Source organism: Streptomyces cirratus, from assembly GCF_014650775.1.
Classification (GTDB): domain Bacteria; phylum Actinomycetota; class Actinomycetes; order Streptomycetales; family Streptomycetaceae; genus Streptomyces; species Streptomyces cirratus.
The window spans coordinates 1-24689 of record NZ_BMVP01000001.1 but is presented as its reverse complement, the minus strand read 5'-3'; the positions used below and the strand labels follow the sequence as shown (position 1 = coordinate 24689).

The window sequence follows — 24689 nt, the reverse complement described above, 5'->3', positions numbered from 1 at the left end:
GGCCCCGATTCTCCTTATCCAGGGCGGGACCGATAGGTTTTTGTTCATCACACAGCTAAGCGAAAGGGTGATCCGTTGAGCCGCTCGGTTCTCGTCACCGGAGGAAACCGGGGCATCGGCCTCGCCATCGCCCGAGTCTTCGCGGAGGCGGGCGACAAGGTCGCGATCACGTACCGGTCCGGCGAGCCGCCGCAGGAGCTCGCCTCGCTGGGTGTCCTGGCGGTCCGCTGCGACATCACCGACTCGGAGCAGGTGGAGCAGGCCTACAAGGAGATCGAGGACAAGCACGGAGCGGTCGAGGTGCTGGTGGCCAATGCCGGCATCACCAAGGACACGCTGCTCATGCGGATGTCCGAGGAGGACTTCGCGTCCGTCGTCGACACCAACCTCACGGGCACGTTCCGGGTCGTCAAGCGGGCCAACCGCGGGATGCTGCGGGCCAAGAAGGGCCGCGTCGTGATGATCTCCTCGGTCGTCGGTCTGCTCGGCGCGGCCGGACAGGCCAACTACGCCGCCTCGAAGGCCGCCCTCGTGGGCTTCGCCCGCTCCCTCGCCCGTGAGCTGGGCTCCCGCAACATCACCTTCAACGTCGTCGCCCCCGGTTTCGTGGACACCGACATGACGAAGGTGCTCACCGACGAGCAGCGCGCGGCCATCGTGGGCCAGGTGCCCCTGGGCCGCTACGCGCAGCCCGAGGAGATCGCGGCGGCCGTGAGCTTCCTGGCGTCCGACGACGCCGCGTACATCACCGGAGCCGTCATTCCCGTAGACGGCGGATTGGGCATGGGTCACTGATCACCATGAGTGGAATTCTCGAAGGCAAGCGCATCCTCGTCACGGGGGTGCTGATGGAGTCGTCCATCGCCTTCCACGCCGCCAAGCTGGCCCAGGAGCAGGGCGCCGAGGTCATCCTCACCGCGTGGCCGCGCCCGTCGCTGACCGAGCGCATCGCCAAGAAGCTGCCCAAGCCGGTCAAGGTGATCGAGCTCGACGTCACCAACGACGAGCACCTGGCCCGCCTGGAGGGCCTCGTCCGCGACGAGCTCGGCGGCCTGGACGGGGTCGTCCACTCCATCGGCTTCGCGCCGCAGGACGCCCTCGGCGGCAACTTCCTGAACACCCCGTTCGAGTCGGTCGCCACCGCCATGCACGTCTCGGCGTTCTCGCTGAAGTCGCTCACCATGGCCTGCAAGCCGCTGTTCCCGCACGAGGGCGCGGCCGTCGTCGGCCTGACCTTCGACGCTCAGTTCGCCTGGCCGCAGTACGACTGGATGGGCCCGGCCAAGGCCGCGCTGGAGGCCACCAGCCGCTACCTCGCCCGTGACCTGGGCAAGGAGAACATCCGCTGCAACCTGGTCTCGGCCGGTCCGCTCGGCTCGATGGCCGCGAAGTCCATCCCGGGCTTCTCCGACCTGGCCGACGTGTGGAACTCCCGCTCCATGCTGGAGTGGGACATGAGCGACCCGGAGCCGACGGGCCGGGCCATCGTGGCCCTGCTCTCCGACTGGTTCCCGAAGACCACGGGCGAGATCGTCCACGTGGACGGCGGCCTGCACGCCATGGGCGCCTGACCTTCGAGTCCCTTACGTCCGTACGGCGGTGGCCGCGCTTCCCTCCGGGGAGGCGCGGCCACCGCCGTTTCGCGCCCCACAGGGGCGCGCTCTGCCCGGTTTCACGGGGTGTTCGATCTTATGTTCGTCGTCTGACCAGATCTTCCCGAGTCGTAAACCGGGACATGTGCCTGCAAACTGACCGGGCCGGGATCTTCCCGGGTCCGTCGGGGAGGAGGTACGGGCGTGGGCGCGAGGCCGAGCCGAGCGGTATCACTGCTGGTCACCTCGGTGGCTCTGGCCGCCCTCCTGATCCCGGGAGCCGTCGCGCAGCCGGTCCCGGCCGCCGGAGAACAGGGCATCGGGGGCCAGGGCGTGGGGAGCCGGCTTCCCGAGGGCATCGAGGGCCAGGCCGCCGGGGCCGAGGGCGCGGCCGTCGTGGACCTGGCCGAGATCCCCGCCGAGCCGCCCGTCCCGTCGGCGCCGCCCGCCCGGGAGCTGTTCGGCGCCGACTGCGACACCGTGATCGAGGCCTCGCAGGTGACGGCGTACTGCCACAACAGCTTCCCGCGGACCGATCTGGTGCGGCTGCACGTGGAGTGCGACCGGTGGTGGGACGTCGACGGGGACGGCGCCGCCGTCGCCGTGGGGCCGGCCGGCCGGGTCGAACTCAGCGGCCGGTGCTGGAAGGAGGTCCGCTCGGCGTGGGTCAGCCACGAGCCGGGCTGACCTGAGGGCCACCGCCCCCGCGGCAGGCGAACGGGTAGCCCGCCGCCTCCGCCGCGGCCGTGTCCGCGTCCCCGCGCCGGATCGCCTCGATCAGGCGGGCGTGGTCCAGGTGCATCTGCGGGGTCAGCTCCGGGCCGACGTCCGCCCGCAGCCAGTCCGCCACCAGGTCGCCCAGGTCCGCGTACAGGCCGACCAGCACCTCGTTGTGCGAGGCCGTCACCACGGCCATGTGCAGGCCGACGTCCGCCGCCACGAACAGCTCCGCGTCCCCGCTGCGCCAGGCCTCCTCGCGCCGGGCCAGCAGCGCGTCCAACTGGTCGAGGTCCCGTTCGGTGCGGCGCTCCGCCGCCAGCCGGGCCGCCGAGGACTCCAGCGTCGAGCGCAGCTCCGCGATGTGCCGGGGATCGGCCCCGGCGAAGCGGCGGTGCATCACCCCCGCCAGCTCGCTGGTGGCCAGTACGTACGTGCCCGAGCCCTGGCGGATGTCGAGGAGGCCGTTGTGGGCGAGGGCCCGGACGGCCTCCCGGACCGTGTTGCGGGCGACGCCCAGCAGCTCGACCAGCTCGGGTTCCGTGGGGATCCGGGCACCCACGGGCCACTCCCCGGAGGTGATCTGGTTCCTGAGCTGGGTGATCACCTGGTCGACGAGCGCGGATCGCCGGGGCGAGCTCAGCGGCATGCGGTCGGGTCCTCTCCGGACGTGGGACGCGGAAGCGCGGGCGTCCAGCGGGCTGGACAACCAATCATCCCATGATTCTATGATGGAGCAATGTCCGAGGATGAAGTCCAGACCGTGAACCGGCCCCAGACCGCCCGCACGGCGCCCCCGCAGCCCCTCGCCGCCTCCGCCACCCCCGGACCGGCGTGGCTCGGACCCGTGGTCATCGCCGGCATCGTCGTCGCCGCCCTCAACCTGCGGCCCGCCATCACCAGCCTCGGCGCCCTCTTCGAAGAGACCCGGACCGGTCTCGGCATGAGCGGCACCGTCGCCGGACTCATCACCTCGGTCCCCGCCCTCTGCTTCGCCGTCTTCGGCGTCACCGCACCCCGCCTCTCCCGCCGCTTCGGACCGGCCGCCGTCGTCTGCGCCGGCATGGCCGCCGTCGCCGCGGGTCTGCTGATCCGGCCCTTCGCGACCAACGCCGCCGGGTTCCTCGCGGCCAGCGCACTGTCCCTGGCCGGCATAGCCCTCACCAACGTGCTGCTCCCGGTGATCGTCAAGCGCTGGTTCCCGGACCGCGTCGGCACCATGACCGGCGTCTACTCCATGGCCCTGGCAGCCGGCACCTCCCTCGCCGCCGCCGCGACCGTCCCGCTCACCTCCGCCCTCGGCGGCAGCTGGCGCACCGGCCTCCTGGTCTGGGCCTTCCTCGCCGTCGCCGCCGTCCTGACCTGGCTGCCCATCGCCGCCACGGGCCGCCGCGCCCGGGGCACCGCCCCCACCGGAGCCGGCTCCGACACCGGCCCCCGCGTCGTGCGCAGCCGTACCGCCTGGGCCCTGGCCTGCTACTTCGGCCTCCAGGCCACCGGCGCGTACGTCACCATGGGCTGGCTCGCGCAGATCTTCCGCGACTCCGGGGTCTCCGCCTCCACGGCCGGCGTACTGCTCGCCGTCACCATGTTCATGGGCGTCCCGCTCGCCTTCGTCATCCCCCGCCTCGCCGGCCGGATGCGCCACCAGGGCCCGATCGCCGTCACCCTCGGCCTCTTCGGTCTCCTCGGGTACGCCGGCCTCTGGCTGGCGCCCGCCGCCGGGGCCTGGGCCTGGGCGCTCCTCCTCGGCGTCCAACTGCGCCTTCCCGCTCGTCATCACCATGATCGGACTGCGGGCCAAGTCGCCTGCCGGGGTCGTCAAGCTTTCCGCCTTCGCCCAGAGCGCCGGCTACCTCATCTCGATCCCCGGGCCGCTGCTCATCGGCGCGCTCTACCAGCACAGCGGTGGCTGGGACCTGCCGCTGGCCCTGATGGCCGGGCTGCTGATCCCGCAGATCGTGCTCGGCGTACTCGCCGGACGGGACCGCACGATCGAGGACGAATGCGGCATGGGACACTGAGCGGCATGTCGCCCGTACTCGAACCGAACCCCCAGAACGGCCACAAGAAGCTCGGCCTCGTGCTCGGCGCGATGCTCGTCGTGACCGTCATCATCTCCGTCATCGCCACGATCGCCTCCCCCTGACACCGGCCGTCGTCGGGTGCGGGGGTAGGGACAGCCCCCGTACCCCTAGGGGGTCAGGCTCAGGGTGAACTGGGGTGTGCCCCGGATGGGAGCCGGGGCGCCGGATCAATAGATTCGACACCGCGAGCCAGTCCCACCAGCACACCCACCGGAGGCGGCCATGTCGGCCCCCACGCACACCCCGCCCGTCGCCCGCCGTCGCCCCTTCACGCCCGGCACGGGCGCCGACGCCCGGCTGCACTGGTGGGCGCTGGCACTGCCCGCGCTCGCCTTCTGCCTCCTGCTGCTGCTTCTGGCCGGATCCGGTGAGGCACACGCCGCGAGCGGCGAAGGCACCTCTCTGCTCCACGTCACCGCACAGCTGCTGCGCGCGGTCGCCTGACGGGCGCACGCCGGGGCGCACAAGGGGCGCACGACGGCGCCGCAACCCGGTGGCGAACCCCTCAACACCCCGCGCCCCACGGCTCCTTTCATGCGAAGCTGGGACCCATGAGCGCCGACACACCCCGCAGGATCGTCCTCCTCCGGCACGCCAAGGCCGAATGGTCGGACGGCACAGACCACGAACGCCCGCTGGCGGAACGCGGCCGGCAGGACGCCCCGGCCGCCGGCCGGAAACTGGCGCGGACCGGCATCGGCTTCGACCTGGCCCTCTGCTCGACCGCCGCCCGCACCCGCGAGACCTGGAAGCTCGCCGTCCAGGAACTCCCGCACCGGCCGAGGACCACGTACGAGGAACGGCTCTACGACGCCTCGCTGGGCGAGCTCATCGCCCTGCTGAACGAGACCTCCGACGAGGTGGCCGACCTCCTGGTCATCGGACACAACCCCGGGATGCACGCCCTCGCCGACGCGCTGTCCGGGACGGCCCAGGGGGACACGCTCCAGCGGATGAGCCGCAGCGGCTTCCCGACCTCGGCCCTCGCCGTCGTCTCCTTCACCGGTGGCTGGAAGTCGCTGGAGCACGGTGTCGGCACCCTGGTGGACTTCTGGACCCCGTCGGACCACTGACGCCCGCAGCAGCGCCGTGAAACCGCCGTGAAGCCCGGCCACCTCCGTGGGGCCGGGCTTCACGTGCCGCTCTCAGTGCCCGTACGCCGCCTGCGGCAGCGCCGCGTCCCGCGCTTGCCACAGCTCCGGGTAGAACCGCCGGTGCACCGACGCCCGCAGGTGGGCGACGCCGGTGCTGCCGCCCGACCCCGGACCGCTGCCGATCTGGCGCTCCACCAGCAGCGCGTGACAGGCCCGCCACTCCGTCCAGGCCTCGTCCAGGTCGACCAGCGCCTCCGCCAGCTCGGCCAGCTCCGCGAGCTGCGGGCCCCCGTTCGTTCCGTCGGGTCGTGGCGCCGCCAGCCGCTCGTATGCCGCCCGCCGGCCCTCCTCGTCCGCCACCGCGAAACCCGCCTTGCCCAGCAGCGCCACGAACGCGTCCCACACCGTGGCCTGCGCGAGGCGCCCGCGCATCCGCTCCTGCTCCGCACCGCTCAGCCCCGCGATGACCCGGGCCCCGTACGCACCGCGCACCCAGTCGGCACCGCACAGCGTCGCGATCTCGACGTACTGCGCCGACTGCGCCCCACTGCTGCTGCCCAGCACGCCCCGGAAGGCGTGGAACTCCCGGGGCGGCATGCCGCGCAACGGCCGGACCCCCGCGATCAGCACCCCGGTGATCGCCACGCACCGCACGAGCCGTGCCCGGGCCGTGCGCGCGTCCCCGTCGAGCATCCGCTCGCGGGCATAGGCCAGTTCGGCGAGCAGCTGGCCGAACCACAGCTCCTGCACCTGGTGGACGGTGATGAACAGCCGTTCGTCGTGCACCCCGTCGGCCAGTGGAACCTGGAGCGACAGCAGTTCGGGCAGCCGCAGGTAGTTCGAGTAGGTGACGCCCTCCGGCTTCACGGCCCCCTCAGCCATCGGAGTCCTCCGGTGCGCGCAGTCCGTGCGCCGCGAACGCCTCGGTGACACCAGGCAGGTCGAACGCGTCGACCTGGGCGCACAGCCGCAGAGTCGAGCGGGAGACGGTCTGGATGCGGTCCGCGCCCGCGCCGCCTCCGTAGCTGTCCTCCAGGACCGCCTCGACGCGGTCGTCGTCGAGGCCCGCCAGCCGCAGGGACACGCGGACCGGCTCCAGGTCCCAGTCGAGCGCCGCACGGATCATCGCCGGCAGCGCCCGCGCCGCCGCGATCCGACGGGCCGGGTCGAGCCGTGCCCACAGTTCGAGGAAGAACGCGGAGAAGAACCGGTGGTGGCGGCCCTCGTCCTTGGCGTGGTCGCGCATCAGTTCGCGGACGGTGCTGACCACGCCGGGGTCCTGCGGCACCTCGTTCAGCACCGCCGTGATCAGCGTCTCGAAGACCACCGCCTGCAACTGGCCCGCCAGTACCGGGTCGTCCGGCAGCAGCCGCCGCCCGCTGTCCTGGAGGGCGGCGACGAAGCCGCCGTAGTCGACGTCCGGGACCTCGATGCCGGTGACGGCGGCGATCTGGTCGGCGAGATCGAGGCTGTACAGGGCGTGGTAGCCCTCGTCGCAGTACACCTTGAAGGCGTCCATCCGCAGCGCGGTGGGGAAGTGCAGCCCGGAGATGCCGTTGGCGACGGGCTCGGCCGCCCCGTTGACCACGCGGGTCTCCAGGTGCGTCGTGGAATGCAGGAACTGGTAGAGGTGCCGTACGGAGACCTCCCGGATCCGCTCCGGGGCCAGCGCCTTCACCTCCGGATGGGCCAGGTGCGGCACCAGCGCGTCGGGGAAGAAGACCCGCCCCTGTTCGGCCTCCGCGTGGAAGATCCGTCGTACACCGCCGCGTACGCCGGCGCTCTCGTACCAGCGGTCGAGGGGACCGGGCGCGGCGTTCATGAGCGGCCTCCGTTCGCGGGGGTGTACGGGGCTTGCAGGTGGGCGGCGATCCGCCGGACCGCCTCGGCGACCAGCGGCGCGTCGACGGTGTGGCACAGCCGGAACCAGCCCGGCTGCGGCGACCGGAACGCCCCGCCGGGCAGGATGCTGACCTTCGCGGAGTCGAACAGCGTCCGCCACAGCCGTTCCTCGGCGTCGGAGCCGGTACCGGGCAGCCACCGGCGCAGGTCCAGCCATACGGAGAACCCGGCCTCCGCCGGCGCGTACGGGATGCCGTGGGCCTCCAGCAACCCGACGAGGTGGCCGTAGGAGGCCGCGAGCCGTTCCCGGCCGGCCTTGAGGAAGCCGGCCGCCCACTCCTGGTCGGCCAGCAGGGCGGCCAGCGTCTCCTGCGTCGCGGTGGAGACGGGCGCGAAGTACGCCATCGCGCGGGCCGCTGCCAGGACCTGCGGGTCTCGGGTGTGCAGGACGCCGGTCTTGAGGCCGGGCAGCCCGAAATCCTTGGCGAAGCCCCAGACGACGTGGGTGCGCTCGGCCCAGTGCGGATTCACGGCGGGATCGGCGGCGCTGGTGAAGCCCCGGGCGCCGAAGACGGCGTGCGCGTAGATCTCGTCGGAGATCAGGTCCACGTCGTGTGCGCGGACCACCCGCAGCAGCTCGGCCAGCACCTGCGGCGGGTGCACCTCGCCGATGGGGTTGGAGGGGGAGGACAGGGCGACGGCGCGCACCGTCGTACCGGCGGACCGTGCCTCGCGCAGCGCCCGGTCGACGGCCCCGGCGCTCAGCCGGAAGCCGTCGCCGGGGGAGAGCGGCGCGGGCAGGATCCGGGCGCCGGACCGCCCGCCGAGATCGGTGTCGAAGGCACCGTAGTAGGGGGCGGGCACCACGATCGCCTCGCCCGGGTCGCACAGGACGGAGGCGATCGCGTCCAGCGCCCCGGTCGCCCCGCTGATCACCACCAGGTCCCGCGCGTCCAGCGGCGTGCCGAAGGTCCCGGACAGCAGGGCGGCGACCCGTTCGCGCAGCTCGTCGGTGCCGTGCAGCGGGGCGTAGCGGGCCGTGCCCTCCCGCATCGGCGGCAGCGCGGCCAGCCGGTCTTCGAGCAGGTCCCACAGCAGGCGGTTCTCGGCAGTGCCCAGGTTGAGGTAGCCGTCCGGGCGCAGACGGGCGTCGTACGGTTCGGCCTCGGCGCGGAAGTGCGCCTCGGCGATGGCGGGCGTGTCGGCGAGCAGCCGGGCGGCCTGGAGGGAAACCATCAGGCCCTCCCGCTGTCGATGCCGGCGGCGGTCAGCAGGGCCGGGTTGACTCCGAGGCCCATGGAGGCGTCGATGACCGCGCCGTGCAGGGCGGCGGAGTGGTCACCGGCCAGCCACCACACGAACTCCGCTATCTCCTCGGGGCGGATCATGCGGGAGCCGGGCAGCCGCGCGGTGAGCGCGGCACGCTCCTCGGGCGTCAGCCGGTCCAGGGTGCTGGCCTGGAACATGTTGGTCTCCACCACGCCGGGGCACAGGGCGAAGACATGGACGGGCGCGTGCACCAGCTCGGCGGCGAGATGGCGGGTCAGGTAGGTCAGTGCGGCCTTGCTCATCCCGTCGGCGGGGTGGAAGCCGGGGAACTGGAAGATCCCGCCGCCCACGCTGGAGATGTTGACGATCTTCCCGAAGCCGCGCTCCAGCATGCCCGGGAGCAGACCGTCGACGAGCCACAGCGGGCCCACCGCGTTGATCTGGAAGAAGGCCGACGCCTTGGTGTGCCCGGGGCCGTCGGTGTGCTGCTCGATGGTCTTGGAGCCGACGGCCGCGTTGTTCACCAGGACGTCGACGGGGCCGGGCAGCCGCTCCAGCAGCCGCTCGTGCTCCTCCCAGTCGCCCTGCGCGAAGGGGAAGGCCTCCACCTTGGCCCGGCCGGTGAGGGCCAGCTCCTGTACGAGTTCCTCGGCCCGCTCCCGCCCATGACGGTAGGTAAACCAGACCGTCCAGTCTTCTTCGCGGGCGAATCTCTCCACGCAGGATCGGCCGATACCGCCCGACCCTCCTGTGATGAGCACGCTTCGAGTCATTGGGGCTCCCCTTGAAAGACATGGCCGGTTACCGCTTTTCTAGCGAAGGCGGCTCAAGAACGGCTCGCTAGACGGCCCGCCCAGGGCGGCTCGAGGGGGACTCGGAGGCGGTTGACGCAAACGAAATGCCCGGCCGGAACGCCCGGCCGGGCACCTGTAGGACAGACCGCTCGGTATGGAATGCAATGGTGATGTGGCCGGCCCCTCGGGCCAGGCCGCGCGGGCCGTCAGGCCAGATCGGCGGCTTCCACCTCTTCGCGCGTGATGCCGAGCAGGTACAGCACCGCGTCCAGGAACGGCACGTTCACCGCCGTGTGCGCGGCCTCGCGGACCACCGGCTTCGCGTTGAAGGCCACGCCCAGCCCGGCCGCGTTCAGCATGTCCAGGTCGTTGGCGCCGTCGCCGATCGCCACGGTCTGGGCCAGCGGCACACCCGCCTCAGCCGCGAAGCGGCGCAGCAGCCGGGCCTTGCCCGCCCGGTCCACGATCTCGCCCGTGACCCGGCCGGTCAGCTTCCCGTCGACGATCTCCAGCGTGTTCGCCGAGGCGAAGTCCAGGCCGAGCCGCTCCCGCAGGTCGTCCGTGACCTGCGTGAACCCGCCCGAGACCACGCCGACCTGGTAGCCGAGCATCTTGAGCGTCCGGATCAAGGTCCGGGCACCGGGCGTGAGCCGCACCTCGGAGCGCACCTTGTCCACGACGGAGGCGTCCAGCCCCGCGAGCAGCTCGACCCGGGCGTGCAGCGACTGCTCGAAGTCGAGCTCCCCGCGCATCGCCCGCTCGGTGACCTCCGCGACCTCGGCCTCACAGCCGGCGTGCGCCGCGAACAGCTCGATGACCTCGTCCTGGATCAGCGTCGAGTCCACGTCCATCACGACCAGGCGCTGCGCCCGGCGGTGCAGCCCCGCCGACACCACCGCCACGTCGACGCCGATCTGCGCGGCGGCGGTCGCCAGCGCGGTGCGCAGCGGCGCCGTCTCCGCGCCGGAGACGGCGAATTCCACGGCCGTCACCGGATACTTCGCCAGGCGGAAGATGCGGTCGATGTTGCCGCCGGTCCCGGTGATCCTGGCCGCTATGGCCGCCGTCGACTCGGCTGTCAGCGGGTGCCCCAGCACGGTCACGTGCGAGCGGCCGCTGCCGCGCGGCCGGTTGTCACCCGTTCCGGAGAGGATCTCGGCCTGCATCTTGAGCGACTCGGCCCAGCTGTGGACGGTGGCCCGCAGCTCGCCCTCGGTGCCGCCCACGGGCATGGTGACGAGGGCGCACAGGACGATGCGGCCGCGGGTGACGACCTGCTCGATGTCGACCACGTCGACGGAGTAGGCGGCGAGGGTGTCGAACAGTCCGGCGGTGATCCCGGGACGGTCCTTGCCGAAGATCTTGACGAGGAGGGTGGGGACGTCGGAGGTCTGCGAAGCGCTCATGGTCCTCTCACCGTATCTTGACCACTCCCGGACCAGGACCCCCGTCCCACCCAGCGGTCACAACCTTCCCCGGGTGTTTGCCCGCACGCCATCCGGACGTGGCGGCCGGGTGACCCGGGGGAGTGCTCCCTTCCGGCTCTCCCCGCGGCTTTCGACCGGGTCTGCGCCCCTACGCGGACCCCCCGCGAGGCCCCGATTCCACATGTGGCCCCGAGCCTGAAATAGTTCCCCCGGATGTTCGCCATCCCTAGACTCCCTGACGTCGGACTCCCTGACGCCAGGGGGATTCTCGGGGGACTTAAGTGGGGCTGGAGTGCCGGAACTCGTACTGGAATTGAATGGCAGGACCTGGACGCTCGATCCGTCCAGGTCGTACTCGCTGGGGCGCGACCCCCAGGGAGACGTGGTGATCGATGACGCCCGGGTGTCGTGGCGGCACGCCACCATCGCCTGGAACGGCCGTGGTTGGGGCCTTGAGGACCACGGCAGCACCAACGGCACCTACGTGCACGGGAGTCGGGTCCAGCAGACCGAACTCGTGCCCGGCACGCCGGTCCACCTCGGCAACGCGACCGACGGACCGAGGCTCAATCTGAGCGCCGCCGTCGCGGCGGCCGCGGCGGCGCCCGCGTACCAGGGGCAGGCCCCCGCGTACGAGGCCCCGCCCCAGCAGCAGGCCTGGCAGCAGCAGGCCCAGCCGCAGCAGGCCCCGCTCCAGCAGCAGGCTCCGCCGCAGCAGGCCCAGCCGCACTTCCCGCAGCAGCAGGGCGGCGGCGCCCACCCCGCGCAGGCCGCGGCGCCCGGCTACAGCGACCGCAGCCCGACCACGTTCCACCAGATCGCCGTCGGCCACGTCATGCGCATCGGCCGCGCCCTGGAGAACGAGCTCGTCGTCTCCGACCTCCAGGTCTCGCGCCACCACGCGGAGTTCCGCTCCACCGGCGGCCGCTTCGAGATCCACGACCTCGGCAGCCACAACGGCACCTACGTCAACGGCCAGCCGCTGCCCAAGTCCGGCACCGCGCTCCTCGGCCCCAACGACATCGTCGGTGTCGGCCACTCGACGTTCCGCATCGTCGGGGACCGGCTGGAGGAGTTCGTCGACACCGGCGAGGTCTCCTTCTCGGCCCGCCACCTCACCGTCACCGTCGACGGCGGCAAGCAGATCCTCAAGGACGTCACCTTCGGCGTCCCGGAGAAGTCGCTCATCGGCGTCATCGGCCCCTCCGGCTCCGGAAAGTCGACCCTGCTCAAGGCGCTGACCGGCTACCGGCCCGCCAACCAGGGCGACGTCCTCTACGACAACCGCAACCTGTACAAGCAGTTCGCGGAGCTCCGCCAGCGCATCGGCCTGGTCCCGCAGGACGACATCCTGCACAAGGAACTCAAGGTCAGCACGGCCCTCAAGTACGCGGCCAAGCTCCGCTTCCCCGGCGACACCGCCGAGTCCGAGCGCGCCGCCCGCATCGACGAGGTGCTGCGCGAGCTCAAGCTCGACATCCACAAGGACAAGAAGATCACCTCGCTCTCGGGCGGTCAGCGCAAGCGCGTGTCCGTCGCCCTGGAGCTGCTCACCAAGCCCTCCCTGATCTTCCTGGACGAGCCCACCTCGGGCCTCGACCCGGGCATGGACCGCGACGTCATGCAGCTCCTGCGCGGCCTCGCCGACGACGGCCGCACGGTCCTCGTCGTCACCCACTCCGTCGCCGAGCTGTCGATCTGCGACAAGCTGCTGGTCATGGCCCCGGGCGGGTCGGTCGCGTACTTCGGGCCGCCGGCCGAGGCGCTGAACTTCTTCGGCTACTCCACCTGGGCCGACGTCTTCTCCGCCTTCGAGAACTTCCGCGACTACGACTGGGCCGGCCGCTGGAAGGGCTCGCAGCACTACCAGCTGTACGCCGCCGACATCGACGCGGTGGCCCCGCAGTCGGTCGCGATGCCCTCACAGCAGCAGATGAACCCGCCGAAGCCGCAGGCCTGGGGATCGCAGCTGTGGACGCTGATCCGCCGCTACGTGTCGGTGATCGCCTCGGACAAGGGCTTCCTGGCCCTGATGGTGCTCCTGCCCGCGGTCCTGGGTGTGGTCTCCGTCGTGATCCCGGCGAAGTTCGGCCTCGCCCCGCCGACCCCGCCGAGCCGCTTCAACGGTGACGCGGGCACGATCATGCTGATCCTCTGCGTCGGCATGTGCTTCTCGGGCGCGGCGAACTCGGTGCGTGAGCTGATCAAGGAACGGGTCATCTACGAGCGGGAACGCGCGACGGGCCTGTCCCGGTCGGCGTACCTGATGTCGAAGGTCATCGTCCTCGGTGTCATCACGGCCATCCAGGGCGTGATCATCTGCGCCATCGGCTTCACCCCCCGCAAGCTGCCGGCCGAGGGCCTCTTCATGCCCCCCGCCGTCGAGCTCTGCATCGCGGTCACCGCGCTCGGCTTCACCGCCATGATGTTCGGCCTGGTGATCTCCTCGCTGGTGAAGACCGCCGAGAAGACCATGCCGCTGCTGGTCATGTTCGCGATCATCCAGGTCGTCTTCACCGGCATCCTCTTCCAGCTCTACGACAAGATCGGCCTGGAGCAGTTCGCCTATCTGATGCCGTCGCGCTGGGCCGTCGGTGCCGCCGGTACCACGCTGAACCTGGGCAAGCTGATGGCGCCGTGGGACCCGGAGAACCCCACCAACACCGACCCCCTGTGGGACCCGAGCGCCGGCCAGTGGTTCCTGGACATCTTCGTCCTGCTGGCCCTCGGCGTCGCCTGCGGCTTCGCGGTGGCCCGCCTGCTGCGCCGCCACGAGCCCGAGGTCATGCGCAAGTAGCACGACCCGCGCGGCACGCCGCGCGAACGCCTCAGGGCGGCACCCGGAACACCGGGGGCCGCCCTGAGGCGCATGGGGGCTGCTCAGCCGTCGCAGGCCTAGTAGGCGCTGTTGACGTTGTCCATCGAGCCGTAGCGGTCGGCCGCGTAGTTGCAGGCGGCGACGATGTTCGCGACCGGGTCGTACAGGTCGAACTTCGTGCCCTTGACGTGGTAGGCGGCGAAGGTCGGCTGGATGACCTGGAGGAGACCCTTGGACGGGATGCCGTTCTGGGCGTTGATGTCCCAGTTGTTGATCGCCCGCGGGTTGCCGCTGGACTCGCGCATGATGTTGCGGTGGATGCCGGCGTAGGTGCCCGGGATGCCCTCGCGCTTCATGATGGACAGCGCTTCCTTGATCCAGCCGTCCAGGTTGTTCGCGAAGACGGGGGTGCGGATCGCGGAACGGCTGGCGGCGGCCTTCTGGTCGCGCGCCTTCTTCGCGTCGGCCTCGGCCTTGGCCTTCGCCTTCGCGTCGGCCACGGCCTTGGTCTTGGCTATCGCGAGCTGCGAGCCGAGGTGCCCCTGCACGGTCTTCGTCTGCGCGCCGTCCACGACCTTCGTCCACGCCACGGGGGCGAGGGCGACCGTCGTCCCGCCCTGCTCGGCGGCGTTGGCCGGAACGAGGGAGAAGGCGAGTGCGGCGGCGCCGAGGGCGGCGATGCCGGCGAAGGAGAGCTTCTGGGCCTTGGTCGGACGAAGACTGTGGCCGGGGGTGCTGGTCTCGGACATGCGTGAGCAACCTCTTCGAATAGCGGGGGCCGCAGGAAAGCGCCGCGGATCCCTGTGGATCGCGGCGCTGTGCGACGTCGACATTCTTAGCGGTGGCAAAAAGGCATGGCAAAGGTGTGACGTACGATCCCGCTTAGTGGATCACGACCGCCCACGAAGGCCTGATTTCAGGCATCGCGGCAAGGCGGGGCAGCGCTGACAGTGCCTTTACGTAGGTACTACGCAGGTTCGTAAGTGACCTGCGTCCTATGCCCGGGCTCACATCGGGCACGTAACGGTTTCACCCTGCGTTGCCGATGCAATGCAGTCCGTGAATGAACTCATCCGCAAGTAGCAGGCGAAGGGCCCGAGCCTCGTACCCGAGACCGAGCCGGCCCCCGTTCCCGCCCGCGGTGCCCGACCCCGGCCCCCGTACCCCCGTACCGGCCCGATATGCGGAAACCACCCCCGCGCACACCTCCCGGCCGGGGCCACAGCCCTACGCCCGCAGACCGATCCCGCAGGTCACAGCCGCCGGTACGGTGAGCCCATGCACCCGAGCGGACCCTGCACCGGACTGGCCGCCGTCAGCACCGCGCTGCTGGCCATGAGCCGCCGCCTGGAGGTCCACGACGTCCTGCGTACGATCGTCGTCTCCGCGCGCGGGCTCCTGGACGCCGAATACGCGGCCCTGGGCGTGCCCGACGACCACGGCGGCTTCGCCCAGTTCGTCGTCGACGGCATCAGCGAGGAGCAGTGGCGCAGCATCGGCCCGCTGCCCCGCCAGCACGGCATCCTCGCGGCGATGCTCCACGACGAGGGCCCGCAGCGGCTCACCGACGTACGCAAGGATCCGCGCTTCGGCGGCTGGCCCGCCGCCCACCCCGACATGTCCGACTTCCTCGGCATGCCCATCCGGGACGGCGAGGAGACCCTCGGCGCCCTCTTCCTCACGAACAAGCGCGACGGCGGCGCGCGGCCCGGTACCCGCGGATTCACCGACCGGGACGAGGAGCTCCTCTCCCTCCTCGCCCAGCACGCCGCGATCGCCCTCACCAACGCCCGCCTCTACGAACGCAGCCGCGAGCTCACCATCGCCGAGGAGCGCTCCCGCCTCGCCCACGAGCTGCACGACGCCGTCAGCCAGAAGCTGTTCTCCCTGCGCCTGACCGCCCAGGCCGCCGCCACCCTCGTCGACCGCGATCCCGCCCGGGCCAAGGACGAACTCCAGCAGGTCGCCGCCCTGGCCGCCGAGGCCGCCGACGAACTGCGCGCCGCCGTGACCGAGCTCCGCCCCGCCGCCCTGGACGAGGACGGGCTCCTCGCGACCCTGCGCGACCACGTCCGCGTCCTGGACCGCGCCCACACCGCGCACGTCACCTTCGCCTGCGACGGCGTACGGGCCCTGCCTGCGACCCAGGAGGAAGCCCTCCTGCGCGTCGCCCAGGAGGCCCTCCACAACGCCCTGCGCCACTCCGGCGCCGACCGGGTCGAGGTCGTCCTCGCCCGCCGGGCCGGGGGAGCCGTCCTGACCGTCACGGACAACGGGAGCGGCTTCTCCCCTTCCTCCATCCGCGCGGCCGGCCGCCACCTGGGCCTGGTCTCCATGCGGGACCGGGCCGCAGGCGTCGGAGGCCGGCTCGAAGTCCGCTCGGAGCCCGGCGCGGGCACCACGATCGAGATGGAGGTCCCCGGTGGCTGACACACCCATCCGCGTCCTGCTGGTGGACGACCACCAAGTGGTCCGGCGGGGCCTGCGCACCTTCCTGGAGGTCCAGGAGGACATCGAGGTGGTCGGCGAGGCCGCGGACGGCGAGGAGGGCATCGCCCGCGCCGAGGAGCTGCGGCCCGACGTGATCCTGATGGACGTCAAGATGCCGGGCACCGACGGCATCGAGGCCCTGCGACGGCTGCGCGACCTGGCGAACCCCGCGCGGGTCCTGGTCGTCACCAGCTTCACGGAACAGCGGACGGTGGTCCCCGCCCTGCGCGCCGGGGCCGCCGGGTACGTCTACAAGGACATCGACCCCGACGCCCTGGCGGGAGCCATCCGCTCCGTCCACGCGGGCCACGTCCTGCTCCAGCCGGAGGTCGCGGAGGCCCTGCTGGCCCAGGAGGACCAGCCGTCGTCCTCCCCGCGCGCGGGCGCGCTCACCGACCGGGAGCGGGAGGTCCTCTGCCTCATCGCGGACGGCCGGGCGAACCGGGAGATCGCCCGGGCGCTCGTCCTGTCCGAGAAGACGGTCAAGACGCACGTATCGAACATCCTGATGAAGCTGGACCTCTCCGACCGCACGCAGGCCGCCCTGTGGGCGGTCCGGCACGGCATCGCGGACGCCTGACCCCACCTCGCCCTGTTCATACGATCGGGCGTATATCGCCCACATGGCGTATCCCGGCGAGGCTGCGGCCGTTCTCCGTTCGTGCCGCGGCGGCTGGTCGCGGTGGACGTACTGGAGGAAGAAAGAACGTGAAGAACTTCAAGAAGGCCACTGCCGTCACCATGATCGCGGGCGGCCTCGTCGCCGCCGCCGCGGGCGTCTCCTCGGCGCACGGCGGTGCCTCGGCGGAGGGCGAGGCCCAGAACTCGCCCGGCGTGGTCTCGGGGAACCTGATCCAGGCCCCCGTGGACGTCCCCGTCAACGTGGTGGGCAACTCGGTCAACGTGATCGGCCTCCTGAACCCCGCCTTCGGCAACTCGGGCATCAACGCCTGACCCCTCCCCACCCGGCCCCGCTTCCCCCTTCTCCCCGGAAGCGGGGCCGTCCCGGTGCGCCCGCCCGGCCCCGCCGGCGTTCGAAGTCCGGGGTGCGGGGCGCAGTCCCCGCAGAGCCCGGCCCAGCGGGGGCCGCTCGCGCCGCGGCGCGAGCACCCCCGGACCCCTGTGGAGCGCACGGCCGCGGCCGGGCCCCCCCGCACAGCGCGCCGCCCCCGGAGGGGCCGGTCAGCCCCGCTGCTCGACAGCCGCGTTGTACGCCGCCACCAGCGCCCGCCGGGCCACCCGCTCGACCGGCCGCAAAGCCTCGGCCCGCGCCGCCATCTCGGAGGCGGCCACCGCCCCGCCGTGCCCGTTCTCGTAGGCCAGCGACACCATCAGGTCCACCCGCTGCGCAAGCGCCAGCACCCGCACCGCCCGCGCCGGATACCCCGGCGCCAGCACCTCCCGGCCCGCCTCCGCCCGCGCCCGGTACGCCGAGAGCGCCGCGTCCGCCACCGGCCCCGACCCCGCCACGTCCAGCCGGGTCAGCACCACCGCCGCCTCGCGCAGCGCCTCCGCCAGCTCCCGCTCCGCCTCACCGAGCGACGGCACGTCCGCCGGCGGAGCCTCCCGCACCGGCAGGCAGTGCCACGTCACCGAGACGTGCACGTCCCCCGCCGGCCCCGCCTCCGCTACCTCCGGCACCAGACCCAGTGCCGCCCCCACCGCGACCACCGCCTCCTCGGCCTCCAGCGCCCGCGCGTTGAACTCCGGCGGCCCGCTGAGCCCCAGCGGATGCCCCGGCGCCGGCAGCGCCACCCGCAGCCCGGTCACCCCCAGCGCCCGCATCCGCCCCAGCGCCAGCGTCAGCCCCACCGGCCCCGCTTCCCCGGGCAGCCCCTCCACCCGGTGCACGGCGTCCTCACCCACGATCGACAGCACGGCCTCGTCGGGCGAGACCAGACCGGCCAGCAGCGCGTTCCCCCAGGCGGCCAGCCGCCCTGAACGTGGTTCGAAAAGCATCCCTCCACTTTACGGATCGGCCCGGGGGACCGGCCTGGCGCCCGGACCCCTCCGACAGTGGCGTAGGTTTTCCCCTGGGGCTGCGCCTACCGGTGCACAGACGAACCGAGACTGCAAGGGGAGACAACACGCTCATGAGCGATGTTCTGGAGCTGGTGGACGTATCCGTGGTCCGCGAGGGCCGGGCGCTGGTGGACCAGGTCTCCTGGTCGGTGAAGGAGGGGGAGCGCTGGGTGATCCTCGGCCCCAACGGCGCCGGGAAGACCACCCTGCTCAATGTCGCCTCCAGCTACCTCTTCCCCACCACGGGCGAGGCCACCATCCTCGGCAGCACCCTCGGCAAGGTGAACGTCTTCGACCTGCGCCCCCGCATCGGAGTCGCCGGCATCGCGATGGCCGACAAGCTCCCCAAGCGGCAGACCGTCCTGGAGACCGTCCTCACCGCCGCCTACGGCATGACGGCGACCTGGCAGGAGGAGTACGAGGACATCGACGAGCAGCGCGCCCGCGCGTTCCTCGACCGCCTCGGCATGACGGACTACCTGGACCGCAGGTTCGGCACCCTCTCCGAGGGCGAACGCAAGCGCACCCTGATCGCCCGCGCCCTGATGACCGACCCCGAGCTGCTGCTCCTCGACGAACCCGCCGCCGGTCTCGACCTCGGCGGCCGCGAAGACCTCGTACGGCGCCTGGGCCGCCTCGCCCGCGACCCCCTCGCTCCGTCCATGGTCATGGTCACCCACCACGTCGAGGAGATCGCGCCGGGCTTCACGCACGTCCTGATGATCCGCCAGGGCAAGGTCGTCACCGCCGGTCCCATCGAACTGGAACTGACCTCCCGCAACCTCTCGCTGTGCTTCGGCCTCCCGCTCGTCGTGGAGCGCAACGACAGCGACCGCTGGACCGCCCAGGGCCTCCCGCTGCGCTAGTGCTGTGGCCGGGCAGGTTTGCCGAGCGCCGCGACACGGTGAACCTTTCCGGTCACAGCACCGGATCCCACCGGGCGGCCCCGCACCGCACCCTGTCCCGACCGCGCCCGCCAGACCTACCATGACCATGTGACCAACATCGACGCATGGGTGTGGTGGCTCATCGGCGCGGTCGGACTGGGCATCCCCCTGGTCATCACCGCGATGCCGGAGTTCGGCATGTTCGCCGTCGGCGCGGCCCTCGCCGCGGTGACGGCCGCGCTCGGCGGGGGAGTGGTGGCCCAGGTGCTGGTGTTCGTGATCGTATCGGTCGCGCTCATCGCCGTCGTCCGCCCCCTCGCCAACCGCCACCGCGACCAACGCCCCCAACACCGCACCGGAATCGACGCGTTGAAGGGCAGGAGCGCCGTCGTCCTCGAACGCGTCGACGGCAGCGGCGGCCGCATCAAGCTCGCCGGCGAGATCTGGTCCGCTCGCACCCTCGACTCGGACACCAGTTTCGAACCCGGCCAGTCCGTCGACGTCGTCGACATCGACGGAGCGACCGCGGTCGTCATGTGAGAACCACCCGACTCGCGACCCCAGGGTCTGCGAGACTCCGATCAACGGGGCAGCACAGACAGCCGGAAGGGCACGGGGAACCGCATGCAACCGATCATCATCGTCCTGATCATTCTGGTGGTTCTGGTCTTCATCGCACTGGTCAAGACGATCCAGGTGATCCCGCAGGCCAGCGCCGCCATCGTCGAGCGGTTCGGCCGCTACACCCGCACCCTCAACGCGGGCCTCAACATCGTCGTCCCGTTCATCGACTCGATCCGCAACCGGATCGACCTGCGCGAACAGGTCGTCCCCTTCCCGCCGCAGCCCGTCATCACCCAGGACAACCTGGTCGTCAACATCGACACCGTCATCTACTACCAGGTGACCGACGCGCGGGCCGCGACGTACGAAGTCGCCAGCTACATCCAGGCCATCGAGCAGCTCACCGTCACCACCCTGCGCAACATCATCGGCGGCATGGACCTGGAGCGCACCCTCACCTCCCGCGAGGAGATCAACGCCGCCCTGCGCGGCGTCCTCGACGAAGCCACCGGCAAGTGGGGCATCCGCGTCAACCGCGTCGAACTCAAGGCGATCGAGCCGCCGACCTCCATCCAGGACTCGATGGAGAAGCAGATGCGCGCCGACCGCGACAAGCGCGCCGCGATCCTCCAGGCCGAAGGTGTCCGCCAGTCCGAGATCCTGCGCGCAGAGGGTGAGAAGCAGTCCTCCATCCTGCGCGCCGAAGGTGACGCCAAAGCCGCCGCCCTGCGCGCCGAGGGCGAGGCCCAGGCCATCCGTACGGTCTTCGAGTCCATCCACGCCGGCGACGCCGACCAGAAGCTCCTCGCCTACCAGTACCTCCAGATGCTCCCGAAGATCGCCGAAGGCGACGCCAACAAGCTCTGGATCGTGCCCAGCGAGATCGGCGACGCCCTCAAGGGCCTCTCCGGGGCCATGGGCAACTTCGGCCCCATGGGCGGCGGTTCCGGCTTCAACCCGGCTGGCACCGGCAAGGACGGCGCGAGCGCGGCCGACAAGGCCGCCTCGGACCGGCGCGAACAGCCCCCCATCGACTGACCGCCCCCCGCCTGTTGCATGATCAGTGAGGCCCCTCGACCTTCATGGCGGGGAGGCGACTCACCCATGCGAAGGGGACGGCAGCGTCCATGTCCATCTGGGAATCACTAGCGGTCTTCGCCGCAGGTGTCGGAGCCGGCACCATCAACACCATCGTCGGCTCCGGCACCCTCATCACCTTCCCCGTCCTGCTCGCCACAGGACTGCCACCGGTCACCGCCAACGTGTCCAACACCCTCGGCCTCGTGCCCGGCTCGATCAGCGGCGCCATCGGCTACCGCAAGGAACTCAAAGGCCAGCGCGCCCGCATCATGCGGCTCGGCGCCGTCTCCCTCGTCGGCGGACTCGGCGGCGCGATCCTGCTCCTCACGCTGCCGTCGGACTCCTTCAACACGATCGTGCCCGTCCTCATCGGACTGGCACTCGTCCTCGTCGTCCTCCAGCCGCGCCTCGCCGCCGCCCTGCGCGCCCGCCGGGAAGCCGCCGGCGGCGACACCGGGCACCCCGACGGCGGCCCCGTGCTGCTGACCGGAATGCTGCTCTCCAGCGCGTACGGAGGCTACTTCGGCGCCGCCCAAGGCGTGCTCTACCTCGGCCTGATGGGGCTGCTCCTGCACGAGGACCTGCAACGGACCAACGCCGTCAAGAACGTCGTCGCCGCCCTCGTCAACGGCGTCGCCGCCGTCTTCTTCCTCTTCGTCGCCGACTTCGACTGGACGGCGGTGGTCCTCATCGCCGTCGGCTCCACCCTCGGCGGCCAGATCGGCGCGAAGGTCGGCCGCCGACTGCCCCCGACGGTGCTGCGCGCCGTCATCGTCGCAGTCGGCATCATCGCCATCGTCCAACTGCTACTGCGCTGAACTGCGTAGCGAACCTACGCAGCCCAGCGCGCCCGCACACGCCGACGGGCTAGGCGGTACGCCCCAGCCACTCCGGCAGCACCTCGCGCCCGCCGGAACCCAGCGCGAGCAGCATCGCGTCCGCCGGCGACGGGACGAACGGCTTGCGGAGCAACGGCATCCCCGCCTCCTCCGGAGTACGGGCCGCCTTGCGGTGGTTGTCCTCCGCACAGGACGCCACCGTGTTCAGCCAGGTGTCCCCGCCCCCCTGAGCCCGCGGCAGCACGTGGTCCACGGTCGTCGCGCGCTTCCCGCAGTACGCGCACCGGTGCTGGTCACGGGCCAGCACCCCCCGCCGCGACCAAGGAGCGTGTCTTCGGAACGGCACCCGCACGTACCGGCAGAGCCTGATCACCCGCGGCATCGGAAGCTCCATGGTGGCCGCCCGGACACGCAGCTCGGGATGCGATTGTTCGACCACGGCCTTGTCCTGGAGCACCAGCACCACAGCCCGGTTCAACGTCACCGTCGACAGCGGCTCGAAGCTCGCATTCAGCACCAGCGTGTCCCGCATCTCGCCCACCTCCCGTGTGCAGGCCCGCGACCTCCCTGGCGGCAAGGCCCGGAACCACTCTGGCCGCGCGCGCCACGCGGGACAACGCAATAAAAATGCCCGGTCCTGGCCGTCTTTAGACCAGGACCGGGCAAACGCTCGGGAAACGATCAGGCCGCCGGAGCCTCGTACTCACCGATCAGCTGCGCACGGCCCAACGTGTGGAACCTCAGGTTGAACCCGACGACCGCCGGCGAGACGTCCGAGCCGGGCCCGAGCTTCTCCCGGTCCACCGCGTACACGGTGAACACGTACCGGTGCCGCTCCCCGGCCGGCGGGGCGGCACCGCCGAAGTCCTTCGTCCCGTAGTCGTTGCGCACGTGCACGGCCCCGGCCGGCAGGCCCTCGAACTTCCCGCCGCCCGCCCCGGCCGGCAACTCCGTCACCGAGGCGGGGATGTCGAAGAGCACCCAGTGCCAGAATCCGCTGCCCGTCGGAGCGTCCGGGTCGAAGCACGTCACGGCGAAGCTCTTCGTGCCCTCCGGGAACCCCTCCCACCGCAGGTGGGGCGAACGGTTCCCGGCCGACTGGACCTGGGCCTCCCCGAGATCCGCGCCGGGTGCCAGGTCGTCACTCACCACGGAGAAGGAATCCACCTCCGGGTGGAAGTCGTGCGGAAGCGGCGCCCTGCTCTGCTCGGCCACTGCTGAACCTCCTGATCGTTTAACCAGTACCGCCCACGAGCCTAGACAGACCTCAGAACCAGTTGCGCTGCGAACCCACGGAGGCGATCCACTGGTTCAGGTACGCCGCCCAGTCGGTCCCCTCGTACGACTGCAGACCCACCTGGAAACAGCGGTACGTGTCGCTGCCCTCGGAGAAGAGGCCCGGCTTCTTGTCCATTTCCAGGACGACGTCCATCTCCCGGCCGTCCGAGACGAACGTCAGCTCCACCTGGTTCAGCCCCCGGTACTGCGACGGCGGCAGGAACTCGATCTCCTGGTAGAACGGCAGCGTCTGCCGCGTCCCGCGGATGTGCCCGCGCTCCATGTCCGCCGACCGGAACGAGAACCCGAGCCGGCGGAACGCGTCCAAGATCGCCTGCTGCGCCGGGACCGGGTGCACGTTGATCGGGTCCAGGTCACCCGCGTCCACGGCCCGCGCGATCTCCAGCTCCGTGCTCACCCCGATGTTCATGCCCCGCAGGTGCTGCCCCTCGAAATGGGTGATCGGCGTCTCCCACGGGATCTCCAGCCCGAACGGCACCACGTGCAGGGCGCCCGGCTGGACCTGGAACGCACCGCCCAGCCGCTGCTTCGCGAAGACGATGTCCTGCTTGTGCTCCTGGTCACCGCCCTCCACCTCCACCCGCGCCTGGAGCCCGACCGACAACCCCTCGATCTGCTGCTCGACGGAACCGCCCTGGATGCGGACCTCGCCCTGGACGATGCCGCCCGGAACGACGTTCGGCTCGGTGATGACGGTGTCCACCGAGGCACCACCGGCACCCAGCGCCGCGAACAGCTTCCTGAACCCCATGCTCTGACTCCCCTTTGAAGCTCTGTGATGTGAAGGCTCTGGCGATACCCCTACAAACGCGGAACCCTAGGCCCCGGTTGCAAGCGCACGACCTCCAGTACGCTCGACCGGATGAGCGCGCGACCCGACCGTACGCCCCTGCCCCGGTCCTTCTTCGACCGCCCGGTCCTCACCGTGGCCCCCGACCTGCTCGGCCGCACCCTGGTCCGGCGAACGGCCGAGGGCGCACTCGAACTACGCATCACGGAAGTGGAGGCGTACGAGGGGGAGGCCGACCCCGGCTCCCACGCCTACCGCGGCCGCACGCCGCGCAACGCGTCGATGTTCGGACCGCCCGGACACGCGTACGTCTACTTCATCTACGGCATGTGGTTCAGTCTCAATCTGGTGTGCGGACCGCCCGACCACGCGAGCGGTGTCCTCATCCGCGCCGGCGAGATCACCCTGGGCGCCGAGCTGGCCCGCAAACGTCGGCTTTCCGCCAGAAGCGACCGAGAACTCGCCAAAGGCCCGGCCCGCCTGGCCACGGCCCTCGACATCGACCGCTCCCTGGACGGCGCCGACCTCTGCGACGGCCCCGACTCACCGCTGTCCCTGCTCACCGGCACTCCCACCAACCCCGACCTGGTGAGCAGCGGCCCCCGCACGGGAGTGGGCGGTGCCGGAGCGGACCACCCGTACCGCTTCTGGATCACCCACGACCCGACGGTCAGCCCCTACCGGGCCCACGCGCCACGCCGCCGCTCAACTTGACTCGCCCCTGGCGGACGCCTAACGTAGCCCGAGCCGCTTGAACGGGGCACTGCCATCAGCAGACCCCCGGGGCGGCCAATCCACCACCTACGACGCACCCCTGGCGGGGTCGATTTCGGCGTGCCCGAATTCGAATCCAGTGGCTCGATTATGAGTCACAAGGGACAAGCGCTAAAGTGGTGGAACGCCGAAAGGCAAAGGCCCCCAACGGCCACTGGAATCGAAATCGCAAGTCGGAAACGACAGCGGAAATGATCTGGTAGAGTTGGAAACGAAGAACAAAGGAAGCGCCCGGAGGAAAGCCCCAGTAATTGCTACTGAGGGTGAGTACGAAGGAAGCGTCCGTTCCTTGAGAACTCAACAG

The 24689-nt window shown here is 71.2% G+C and carries 26 protein-coding genes and 1 pseudogene; 16 read left to right on the top strand and 11 right to left on the bottom strand.

What is annotated here, in order from left to right; genetic code table 11:
- The first annotated feature begins 75 nt into the window (after positions 1-75).
- The 3 genes from fabG (at position 76) to IE207_RS34320 (ending at position 2279) form a co-directional block, all read left to right on the top strand.
- Positions 76-795: a 3-oxoacyl-[acyl-carrier-protein] reductase gene (fabG, locus tag IE207_RS00130; RefSeq protein WP_190181914.1), complete on the top strand. Its 720-nt coding sequence runs from the start codon at positions 76-78 to the stop codon at positions 793-795.
- A 5-nt stretch (positions 796-800) separates the two neighbouring features.
- Complete coding sequence (fabI, locus tag IE207_RS00125) at positions 801-1571, top strand: enoyl-ACP reductase FabI (RefSeq protein ID WP_190181913.1); 771 nt, start codon at positions 801-803, stop codon at positions 1569-1571.
- Positions 1572-1988: 417 nt separating this feature from the next.
- Positions 1989-2279 (top strand): hypothetical protein, encoded by a 291-nt coding sequence (locus IE207_RS34320; RefSeq protein WP_417815920.1) that lies wholly within the window; start codon positions 1989-1991, stop codon positions 2277-2279.
- Here IE207_RS34320 and IE207_RS00115 read toward each other — a convergent pair.
- A complete protein-coding gene (locus IE207_RS00115) occupies positions 2260-2958 on the bottom strand; it encodes a FadR/GntR family transcriptional regulator (protein ID WP_190181911.1) in 699 nt (232 codons plus the stop codon). The two genes, IE207_RS34320 and IE207_RS00115, sit on opposite strands and share 20 nt — an antisense overlap.
- Before the next feature lie 90 nt (positions 2959-3048).
- Between IE207_RS00115 and IE207_RS00110 the strand changes: the two are divergent.
- The 4 genes and pseudogenes from IE207_RS00110 to IE207_RS00100 all read left to right on the top strand — a co-directional run bounded on the left by IE207_RS00110 (position 3049) and on the right by IE207_RS00100 (position 5469).
- A pseudogene (locus IE207_RS00110) lies at positions 3049-4333 on the top strand (CynX/NimT family MFS transporter).
- Positions 4315-4458 carry an SGM_5486 family transporter-associated protein gene (locus tag IE207_RS33710; protein WP_308433538.1) on the top strand — a complete coding sequence of 48 codons (144 nt, stop codon included), beginning with the start codon at positions 4315-4317 and terminating at the stop codon, positions 4456-4458. Before IE207_RS00110 ends, IE207_RS33710 begins: the two are co-directional and overlap by 19 nt.
- A 160-nt stretch (positions 4459-4618) precedes the next feature.
- Positions 4619-4840 (top strand): hypothetical protein, encoded by a 222-nt coding sequence (locus IE207_RS00105; RefSeq protein WP_190181910.1) that lies wholly within the window; start codon positions 4619-4621, stop codon positions 4838-4840.
- A gap of 107 nt (positions 4841-4947) precedes the next feature.
- The gene (locus IE207_RS00100) at positions 4948-5469 is read left to right on the top strand and encodes a SixA phosphatase family protein (protein ID WP_190181909.1); all 522 of its coding nucleotides are present in this window, start codon (positions 4948-4950) and stop codon (positions 5467-5469) included.
- 72 nt (positions 5470-5541) lie between these two features.
- Here the strand turns inward: IE207_RS00100 and IE207_RS00095 are convergent, their stop codons facing one another.
- From IE207_RS00095 to serB, 5 genes are all read right to left on the bottom strand, one after another.
- Complete coding sequence (locus tag IE207_RS00095; RefSeq protein WP_190181908.1) at positions 5542-6372, bottom strand: tryptophan 2,3-dioxygenase family protein; 831 nt, start codon at positions 6370-6372, stop codon at positions 5542-5544.
- The gene (locus IE207_RS00090) at positions 6365-7312 is read right to left on the bottom strand and encodes a diiron oxygenase (protein ID WP_190181907.1); all 948 of its coding nucleotides are present in this window, start codon (positions 7310-7312) and stop codon (positions 6365-6367) included. Before IE207_RS00090 ends, IE207_RS00095 begins: the two co-directional genes overlap by 8 nt.
- Positions 7309-8568 carry an aminotransferase class I/II-fold pyridoxal phosphate-dependent enzyme gene (locus IE207_RS00085; RefSeq protein WP_190181906.1) on the bottom strand — a complete coding sequence of 420 codons (1260 nt, stop codon included), beginning with the start codon at positions 8566-8568 and terminating at the stop codon, positions 7309-7311. The genes IE207_RS00090 and IE207_RS00085 overlap by 4 nt, the downstream gene beginning before the upstream one ends.
- Positions 8568-9374 carry an SDR family NAD(P)-dependent oxidoreductase gene (locus tag IE207_RS00080; RefSeq protein WP_190181905.1) on the bottom strand — a complete coding sequence of 269 codons (807 nt, stop codon included), beginning with the start codon at positions 9372-9374 and terminating at the stop codon, positions 8568-8570. The genes IE207_RS00085 and IE207_RS00080 overlap by 1 nt, the downstream gene beginning before the upstream one ends.
- A gap of 227 nt (positions 9375-9601) precedes the next feature.
- On the bottom strand, positions 9602-10801 hold the full coding sequence (gene serB, locus IE207_RS00075; RefSeq protein ID WP_190181904.1) for a phosphoserine phosphatase SerB: 1200 nt from the start codon (positions 10799-10801) through the stop codon (positions 9602-9604).
- 313 nt (positions 10802-11114) lie between these two features.
- Here serB and IE207_RS00070 point away from each other — a divergent pair, with 313 nt between their 5' ends.
- Entirely contained in the window at positions 11115-13619 is a 2505-nt protein-coding gene (locus tag IE207_RS00070) for an ABC transporter ATP-binding protein/permease (RefSeq protein WP_190181903.1), read from the top strand.
- Between the two features lie 98 nt (positions 13620-13717).
- Here the strand turns inward: IE207_RS00070 and IE207_RS00065 are convergent, their stop codons facing one another.
- Positions 13718-14389: a transglycosylase SLT domain-containing protein gene (locus IE207_RS00065; protein WP_190181902.1), complete on the bottom strand. Its 672-nt coding sequence runs from the start codon at positions 14387-14389 to the stop codon at positions 13718-13720.
- 529 nt (positions 14390-14918) lie between these two features.
- On the opposite strand from IE207_RS00065, the gene IE207_RS00060 reads away from it, so the two are divergent.
- The 3 genes from IE207_RS00060 to IE207_RS00050 all read left to right on the top strand — a co-directional run bounded on the left by IE207_RS00060 (position 14919) and on the right by IE207_RS00050 (position 17084).
- Positions 14919-16070, top strand: coding sequence for a GAF domain-containing sensor histidine kinase (locus IE207_RS00060; protein WP_190181901.1), 1152 nt, complete (start codon positions 14919-14921; stop codon positions 16068-16070).
- Complete coding sequence (locus tag IE207_RS00055) at positions 16063-16710, top strand: response regulator (RefSeq protein ID WP_190181900.1); 648 nt, start codon at positions 16063-16065, stop codon at positions 16708-16710. Before IE207_RS00060 ends, IE207_RS00055 begins: the two co-directional genes overlap by 8 nt.
- A gap of 128 nt (positions 16711-16838) precedes the next feature.
- Positions 16839-17084 carry a chaplin gene (locus IE207_RS00050; RefSeq protein WP_190181899.1) on the top strand — a complete coding sequence of 82 codons (246 nt, stop codon included), beginning with the start codon at positions 16839-16841 and terminating at the stop codon, positions 17082-17084.
- A 228-nt stretch (positions 17085-17312) separates the two neighbouring features.
- Here the strand turns inward: IE207_RS00050 and IE207_RS00045 are convergent, their stop codons facing one another.
- Positions 17313-18089 carry an Rv1486c family protein gene (locus IE207_RS00045; RefSeq protein WP_190181898.1) on the bottom strand — a complete coding sequence of 259 codons (777 nt, stop codon included), beginning with the start codon at positions 18087-18089 and terminating at the stop codon, positions 17313-17315.
- A gap of 134 nt (positions 18090-18223) precedes the next feature.
- Between IE207_RS00045 and IE207_RS00040 the strand changes: the two genes are divergently transcribed.
- From IE207_RS00040 to IE207_RS00025, 4 genes are all read left to right on the top strand, one after another.
- Positions 18224-19018: an ABC transporter ATP-binding protein gene (locus IE207_RS00040; protein ID WP_190181897.1), complete on the top strand. Its 795-nt coding sequence runs from the start codon at positions 18224-18226 to the stop codon at positions 19016-19018.
- A 129-nt stretch (positions 19019-19147) separates the two neighbouring features.
- The gene (locus IE207_RS00035) at positions 19148-19579 is read left to right on the top strand and encodes an NfeD family protein (RefSeq protein WP_190181896.1); all 432 of its coding nucleotides are present in this window, start codon (positions 19148-19150) and stop codon (positions 19577-19579) included.
- Between the two features lie 84 nt (positions 19580-19663).
- Entirely contained in the window at positions 19664-20641 is a 978-nt protein-coding gene (locus IE207_RS00030) for an SPFH domain-containing protein (RefSeq protein WP_190181895.1), read from the top strand.
- Positions 20642-20730: 89 nt separating this feature from the next.
- Positions 20731-21501: a sulfite exporter TauE/SafE family protein gene (locus IE207_RS00025; RefSeq protein WP_190181894.1), complete on the top strand. Its 771-nt coding sequence runs from the start codon at positions 20731-20733 to the stop codon at positions 21499-21501.
- Positions 21502-21550: 49 nt separating this feature from the next.
- Here IE207_RS00025 and IE207_RS00020 read toward each other — a convergent pair whose 3' ends face one another.
- The 3 genes from IE207_RS00020 to IE207_RS00010 all read right to left on the bottom strand — a co-directional run bounded on the left by IE207_RS00020 (position 21551) and on the right by IE207_RS00010 (position 23572).
- Complete coding sequence (locus tag IE207_RS00020; protein ID WP_190181893.1) at positions 21551-22054, bottom strand: HNH endonuclease; 504 nt, start codon at positions 22052-22054, stop codon at positions 21551-21553.
- A gap of 149 nt (positions 22055-22203) precedes the next feature.
- A complete protein-coding gene (locus IE207_RS00015) occupies positions 22204-22737 on the bottom strand; it encodes a YbhB/YbcL family Raf kinase inhibitor-like protein (RefSeq protein ID WP_190181892.1) in 534 nt (177 codons plus the stop codon).
- A 52-nt stretch (positions 22738-22789) separates the two neighbouring features.
- On the bottom strand, positions 22790-23572 hold the full coding sequence (locus IE207_RS00010) for a sporulation protein (RefSeq protein ID WP_190181891.1): 783 nt from the start codon (positions 23570-23572) through the stop codon (positions 22790-22792).
- Between the two features lie 111 nt (positions 23573-23683).
- On the opposite strand from IE207_RS00010, the gene IE207_RS00005 reads away from it, so the two are divergent.
- Complete coding sequence (locus IE207_RS00005) at positions 23684-24325, top strand: DNA-3-methyladenine glycosylase (RefSeq protein ID WP_190181890.1); 642 nt, start codon at positions 23684-23686, stop codon at positions 24323-24325.
- The last annotated feature ends 364 nt before the right edge of the window (positions 24326-24689 follow it).

Bases quoted from the DNA above. Each gene is read 5' to 3' on its own strand.
- IE207_RS00020 (WP_190181893.1), bottom strand. From the start codon at position 22,054: ATGCGGGACACGCTGGTGCTGAATGCGAGCTTCGAGCCGCTGTCGACG.
- IE207_RS00045 (WP_190181898.1), bottom strand. From the start codon at position 18,089: ATGCTTTTCGAACCACGTTCAGGGCGGCTGGCCGCCTGGGGGAACGCG.
- IE207_RS00010 (WP_190181891.1), bottom strand. From the start codon at position 23,572: ATGGGGTTCAGGAAGCTGTTCGCGGCGCTGGGTGCCGGTGGTGCCTCG.
- IE207_RS00030 (WP_190181895.1), top strand. From the start codon at position 19,664: ATGCAACCGATCATCATCGTCCTGATCATTCTGGTGGTTCTGGTCTTC.
- IE207_RS00095 (WP_190181908.1), bottom strand. From the start codon at position 6,372: ATGGCTGAGGGGGCCGTGAAGCCGGAGGGCGTCACCTACTCGAACTAC.
- IE207_RS00080 (WP_190181905.1), bottom strand. From the start codon at position 9,374: ATGACTCGAAGCGTGCTCATCACAGGAGGGTCGGGCGGTATCGGCCGA.
- IE207_RS33710 (WP_308433538.1), top strand. From the start codon at position 4,315: ATGCGGCATGGGACACTGAGCGGCATGTCGCCCGTACTCGAACCGAAC.
- IE207_RS00065 (WP_190181902.1), bottom strand. From the start codon at position 14,389: ATGTCCGAGACCAGCACCCCCGGCCACAGTCTTCGTCCGACCAAGGCC.
- IE207_RS00085 (WP_190181906.1), bottom strand. From the start codon at position 8,568: ATGGTTTCCCTCCAGGCCGCCCGGCTGCTCGCCGACACGCCCGCCATC.
- IE207_RS00060 (WP_190181901.1), top strand. From the start codon at position 14,919: ATGCACCCGAGCGGACCCTGCACCGGACTGGCCGCCGTCAGCACCGCG.
- IE207_RS00040 (WP_190181897.1), top strand. From the start codon at position 18,224: ATGAGCGATGTTCTGGAGCTGGTGGACGTATCCGTGGTCCGCGAGGGC.
- fabI (WP_190181913.1), top strand. From the start codon at position 801: ATGAGTGGAATTCTCGAAGGCAAGCGCATCCTCGTCACGGGGGTGCTG.
- IE207_RS00105 (WP_190181910.1), top strand. From the start codon at position 4,619: ATGTCGGCCCCCACGCACACCCCGCCCGTCGCCCGCCGTCGCCCCTTC.
- serB (WP_190181904.1), bottom strand. From the start codon at position 10,801: ATGAGCGCTTCGCAGACCTCCGACGTCCCCACCCTCCTCGTCAAGATC.
- IE207_RS00100 (WP_190181909.1), top strand. From the start codon at position 4,948: ATGAGCGCCGACACACCCCGCAGGATCGTCCTCCTCCGGCACGCCAAG.
- IE207_RS00090 (WP_190181907.1), bottom strand. From the start codon at position 7,312: ATGAACGCCGCGCCCGGTCCCCTCGACCGCTGGTACGAGAGCGCCGGC.
- IE207_RS00025 (WP_190181894.1), top strand. From the start codon at position 20,731: ATGTCCATCTGGGAATCACTAGCGGTCTTCGCCGCAGGTGTCGGAGCC.
- IE207_RS00005 (WP_190181890.1), top strand. From the start codon at position 23,684: ATGAGCGCGCGACCCGACCGTACGCCCCTGCCCCGGTCCTTCTTCGAC.
- IE207_RS00115 (WP_190181911.1), bottom strand. From the start codon at position 2,958: ATGCCGCTGAGCTCGCCCCGGCGATCCGCGCTCGTCGACCAGGTGATC.